General features: G+C 59.5%; 5 protein-coding genes. 4 read left to right on the top strand and 1 reads right to left on the bottom strand.

Features of this window, described 5'->3' with window-relative positions; genetic code table 11:
* The first annotated feature begins 239 nt into the window (after window positions 1–239).
* Window positions 240–533 carry a hypothetical protein gene (locus AC1DS3_RS34795; RefSeq protein ID WP_441641586.1) on the top strand — a complete coding sequence of 98 codons (294 nt, stop codon included), beginning with the start codon at window positions 240–242 and terminating at the stop codon, window positions 531–533.
* Window positions 534–1295: 762 nt separating this feature from the next.
* Window positions 1296–2126 carry a response regulator gene (locus AC1DS3_RS34800; protein WP_441640712.1) on the top strand — a complete coding sequence of 277 codons (831 nt, stop codon included), beginning with the start codon at window positions 1296–1298 and terminating at the stop codon, window positions 2124–2126.
* 130 nt (window positions 2127–2256) lie between these two features.
* Here AC1DS3_RS34800 and AC1DS3_RS34805 read toward each other — a convergent pair whose 3' ends face one another.
* Complete coding sequence (locus AC1DS3_RS34805) at window positions 2257–3393, bottom strand: PAS domain-containing sensor histidine kinase (RefSeq protein WP_441640713.1); 1137 nt, start codon at window positions 3391–3393, stop codon at window positions 2257–2259.
* A 313-nt stretch (window positions 3394–3706) separates the two neighbouring features.
* Between AC1DS3_RS34805 and gspG the strand changes: the two genes are divergently transcribed.
* Both gspG and AC1DS3_RS34815 read left to right on the top strand, forming a co-directional pair.
* Window positions 3707–4216: a type II secretion system major pseudopilin GspG gene (gene gspG / locus AC1DS3_RS34810; protein WP_441640714.1), complete on the top strand. Its 510-nt coding sequence runs from the start codon at window positions 3707–3709 to the stop codon at window positions 4214–4216.
* A 59-nt stretch (window positions 4217–4275) separates the two neighbouring features.
* Window positions 4276–5291 (top strand): type II secretion system F family protein (locus tag AC1DS3_RS34815; RefSeq protein ID WP_477128971.1); only part of this gene is annotated, 1016 nt, incomplete at its 3' end.

The raw sequence follows: 5291 nt of genomic DNA on the forward strand, positions 1-5291 counted from the left end.
GGTCAACACCCTACAGATGAGGTAGGGCTACTCACCAAGGAGCCGCATCGTACAGGCGATGAATGATGGGGGCGTGATCCGCACCGCCTTGCATTGGGGGATCTTGCCCATGCCTTTTGGCGTGGATTAYCACTTTTCTTGTTACCCGCTTGGCCGAGCATAGTGGTAGAACCCCGGGACTGGCGTCGCCTCGCCCCAGGATGTCCCGGGCCGTTATTGAATCGCTGAGGGAGACCATCATGAACAAGTTCACCGCCGCCGCACTTGCCTGCAGCCTGGCGTTCACAGCCGCYGGCGTTCTTGCCGCCGATGACACGGTTAGCGACATCGCCATCAAAAGCCTGATGAATCATGAAGTCACGGCCCAGGAAGGGGCCCAGAGCGATGCGCAGAACTACAGTGGCATGGCTGTGGAGCCGATGAAGGACGAACCGGCGAGCCCCGACAGCATGAACGAGCAGCAGATGAAAGACGAGCCGATGAGCCAAGATAGCGTGGCCGACGATGGCGCAAAGAACCCCACGGAGCAGTAATCCGGATGGTTGATGGCGAGGCGCCTGCGCAGGTTGCCCAGGTCGTGCCGGTATTCCGGCCTGGCCTTGAGCTGGTCATTACGGCAGGCCTTTCTCCCATGGTACAAGCGGATCGCCCGGGCCTTCAGGGACGGCTGGCCCGGTGCGTCTAGTGCCCTGGCGCGTACCATTGCCTGCCGCACAGCGTGCCGGGTTTCCACGACATGACGTTATTGTATTAAAGGTAATGCATTGATCTTGTGTTTGAATGGGTTGTACCAAATACAGCCCTAATCCATCTGGGTGGTGTCTCTCCGTGAATTTAGTTCCTAGCCTTGTATTACAGGAAATTACGAAACGCGAAGACCAGCCGGGAGAGGTCATGATGAGCAAGCGCCGGGAGGGCTGCACCGACCTGCTGCGATATCTCCATGCCAGCGGAATCGCGCCGAAGCCATCTCCATCTGGCCACCAGGCGTTGTGGGAGCGGCTCCTCGTCGGGGCCCTCGATTCCGCGTGGGTGCTGGCCGGCCAATGCTCCGCATGCGTACCACAGCGGCAGCCTAAGGCGTGCCTGCATCACTCAGATCCCGCGCATGGCGAGAATGATCGCGTGACGAAGAACAGTTTCGTGCCCAGTCCCCCGGCGGGCACCTTTTTCATGCCGGCGGCACTTATGGCTGCACATTGTTTCGATCCATGCTTTATGGGAGATTATCGTTAATTCTATTCAATCTCAGCAATGAATAACAGAAGAAAATAGGGTGGTAAAGGGAGGGGGACGTGAATATAAAATATAATGTTCTGATCGTCGAAGATCATCACCTTCTACGAAGCGGCCTACGCTCGATGGTATCCGGCATCGGCGAGTTCAATGTCGTCGGTGAGGCGAAAGACGGCAGAGAGGCGTGTCATCTTGCTATCTCATTGAATCCGGACCTGATCCTGATGGATTTATCGATGCCCGGCATGAACGGAATCGATGCGATCTCCTCCATCCGACGCCGAACGCCAGCCGTTCGGATCATTGCTCTCACTGTCCACCAAAGCGACGAGTACGTCCGGGAGGCGCTGCGTGCCGGTGTGGATGGCTACGTCTTGAAAGATTCTTCCTTCGAAGACCTGGTGTTTGCGATGCATGCTGTCATGCAGGGCAAGAAGCATCTGAGTTCGGAAATGTATGGAAACCTGGTGGAATCGTTTGTTAGCGGAAACGACCATTTGGCTTCGAATAAGAATGCGTGGGATGTGCTTACGGCCAGGGAACGCAGCGTTCTGAAGCTGGTCGCGGAAGGCCGATCCAACAAGCAGGCTGGGCAATACCTGAACCTCAGCCCAAAGACCATCGAGAAGTATCGTGCCAGCCTGATGCATAAGTTAGGGATCACAAATCTGACCGGGCTGGTTCTGATCGCCATCAACATGGGCCTGATCACTTCCCTGGCCAAGCGATATTATGATCCGAATCACGATGCAGAGCCGCCGCTGACGCATGCACATGATGCGCCCAACGACAACGCGAGCAGCGCCGATGACGTTCGGGATGGCCAGTCCGGCAGCACCGCCGGAAACGAGGATCGCCTTGGTTGTCCTCGTCGCGACGCTCAAAAGTAGGTTGGTTGGCGTGGGCGGCATGCGTATGGCCGCCCGCACAGCTTGCACAGTTCGCACAGTTCGCACGGCAATGAGGCACATGTCCGGACCACGAACCGATGCAGGCACGTCGCCGTTGTCCCACGGCGGATCAGGTTCTCCACGTTGCCGAGACGAGGGTTCCTCTGCTCTCGCTTGACTGGAGCGAGAAACTCCCGCCATTCGATTCGACCCGCTCCTGCATCCCGATCAGACCGAGCCCCGAGAAGGACGCGTCGTCGGCCGAAAGGGGAAGCTGCTCGAAGCCGATGCCGTTGTCTTGTATCGTTAGCAGGATGTCGTTGGCGTCGCGTTGCAATGTCACCCTGATCTCGGTTGCCACCGCGTGCTTCACGACGTTGTTCATTGCCTCTTGCGCCACCCGGAACATATCGGCTTTGAGACTGTCCGGAATCTCGTCTTCCCTGGCCCGGCAATCGAAGATGACGACAACCTTCCCGCTGCCGCGCTCTATCTGCCTGCACAGGGATGCCAGCGCGGGGACCAAGCCCAGATCATCAAGCAGCCTGGGGCGTAGTTCGTTGCAGATCTGGCGCACCTCGCCAATGGTTTCACGGATACGCAGCACCGTGGTATCCAGTAACGCGACGGCCTCCTCGACGTTGCCGCGCTCGATGCGCTGCAGTGAGTCTTCAACCATCAGCTTGATCAGTGTCAGTGCCTGCCCGAGGCCATCGTGGAGCTCGGAGGATACCCGCTTGCGCTCTTTTTCCTGCCCGATCATCAGGTGCGTGTAGAGCCGACGAAGGTCCGATTCAGGACGACTCAGCGCCTCGATGCTGCCATCCTGCAAAATGACGGGCTCCTCGAAGACAACCAGGAACGCACTGAAATTGCCTTCGCTATCCGCAATGGGTTGCTTGTGCAACAAGATATCGGTGTCCCGGCCGCCCCGTCCGCGCAAGACCGCACCAAAGGAGTGAAACGCACTCGATGCACTGCCGGAGAATCCCTCGCTAACGCGTTTCTGATCGCTCTCCCGAACCAGTTCGGCAAGCGATTTGCCTATCAAGTCCGCAATCGAATAGCCAAACATCGCCGCGGCGCTGCTGTTTGCCGACAAAAAACGTCCGCCCGGCGCGAGAATGGCCAGAGCGGTACCGCGAACATCTGTTATCGCGCGCAGGACCCTGTTGCTCGAATCGATCGCGGCCATCATCTTGCGCATTGCATCGGTGACGTCACGCAGTTTCAGATGCTCTCCTCCGTGGGGAGTGCTTGCGCTCATCGGAACTCCTAAAGTGCTGATGCGGCCGCGGTCCGCGCGAGATGGACGGAAAGCGCCAGTCACCTCCTTGCGCAATGGCGATGTCCAGCAACACGGAAAGACGGCCGCCTAAGGGCATTCCCTTCAGGTGTGTCTTATTGTATGTACCCGGGAAGCCAAATGCCAATACGGCTCATTGCTGTACCCAAGTGGAGGGTCTCTACCCATGCCGTTCGGCGGGTATCCCCACTTCTTTCCCATCGCTCGCTAGCCAAGAATGAGAAAAAGGCCGCGGTTGGGCCGAGGCGATCGTCCCGAGGGCAAGGGGTTTTCCATGCGCATCGATACGCAACTGATTTCGCTTTGCACGCGCATATGCAGGCGCGTGCACGGGTGTATATCCCGGCCATGTGGCGGGCGGTGCATCGGGAAGGATTGGGGTCGAACCAAGGGCTTCACGCTGCTGGAGCTGCTGGTCGTCCTGGTCATCATCGGCTTGCTGGCAGGCCTCGTTGCACCAAAGTACTTCGCCCAACTCGGTAAGTCAAACATCAGCATCGCCAAGGCGCAGATCAGTTCCTTGGGCAAGGCGCTAGACCAGTATCGCCTGGATGTGGGGTCCTACCCGACCACGGAAGAGCGGCTCGAAGCCCTGGTGGCAAAGCCACAGAACGAGCCGCGCTGGAGCGGGCCCTACCTGGAGAAGGCCGTGCCGCTGGATCCATGGGGCAGGCCCTATCAATACCGCTCGCCAGGCGAGCATGGTGACTACGATCTGGTCTCCTTCGGAAAGGATGGGCAAGTTGGAGGCGATGGCGAGAACGCGGATGTCACGTCCTGGTAAGCGTGCCCTGCTTGCGAAGAGGTAGCCCGCTGGTTGGATGGCCGGACAGGGAGAACGAGGTGAAGTACCTGATGCGCGTCTTTGATACCTGCGGCGAGGTGCAGTCAATCCACATCGACAGCGACTCGCCGGCCAGTGCGGCCGCAACGGCGCGCGCGCGCGGGCTGCGCGTGGTATCGATCCGGCAAGCCGCCGGCGCCAGGCGCGGGCCTGGCCGCTGGATGACGCTGCAGGTAACGAAGTTCGACGTCGAGTTGTTTGCAAGAGAACTGGCCGCCTTGCTGGACGCCGGTGTTGGCGTGATCGACGCTTTACGCACGCTGGGCAGCAATGAGCGCCGCGATGCCTCGGCAAAAACCTACCGGCAACTGCTAAGGCAACTGGACGAAGGCCACGCATTGTCCGCCGCGCTCGAGCATGCGGATGATGTCTTCCCGACCGTGCTGATAGCCTGTGTAAAGGCCAGCGAACAAACTGGCGGCCTTGCCGAAAGCCTGAAGCGCTATTCGCGCAATAGCGCCACGTTGCGAGAATTGCGTGCCCGGGTGGTTTCCGCGGCCATCTATCCATCCGTCCTGATGGCCGTTGGCCTGGCCGTGGTTTTTTTCCTGCTGGCTTTTGTCGTCCCGCGTTTCGCGAACCTGCTCGAGAACAGCGGCCGCGAGCTTCCGCTGCTGTCGCGATGGCTGATGGCCTGGGGCGGCTTGGTCCACGCGCACGGGTCTTCGCTGGTCACAGGCTTCGCGGTGTTGCTGCTGGGATCGATCGTTGCACTGCGCCGGCAGGGCGTGCGCGACTGGATTGCCGATCGCATTCTTGCGTTGCCCGGCATCGGCATGCATTTCCGTATCTATCGCCAGTCTCAGTTCTTCAGAACCTCGGCGATGCTGGTCGATGGCGGCATTCCGGTGGTCCAGGCACTCGACCTTGCTCGTGGCCTGATCGGCCGTGGCGACCGCGTGGCGCTCGCCACGGCGATGAATACCATCCGCAACGKCGGAAAGATGTCCGACGCATTCCAGGATTGCGGGCTGGCAAGCGCGATTACCTATCGATTGCTGACCGTCGCCGAAAA

The organism is Cupriavidus sp. 01L46 (genome assembly GCF_056399905.1).

Coding starts and splice junctions, on each gene's coding strand:
- AC1DS3_RS34805 (WP_441640713.1), bottom strand. CDS start 3,393: ATGAGCGCAAGCACTCCCCACGGAGGAGAGCATCTGAAACTGCGTGAC.
- gspG (WP_441640714.1), top strand. CDS start 3,707: ATGCGCATCGATACGCAACTGATTTCGCTTTGCACGCGCATATGCAGG.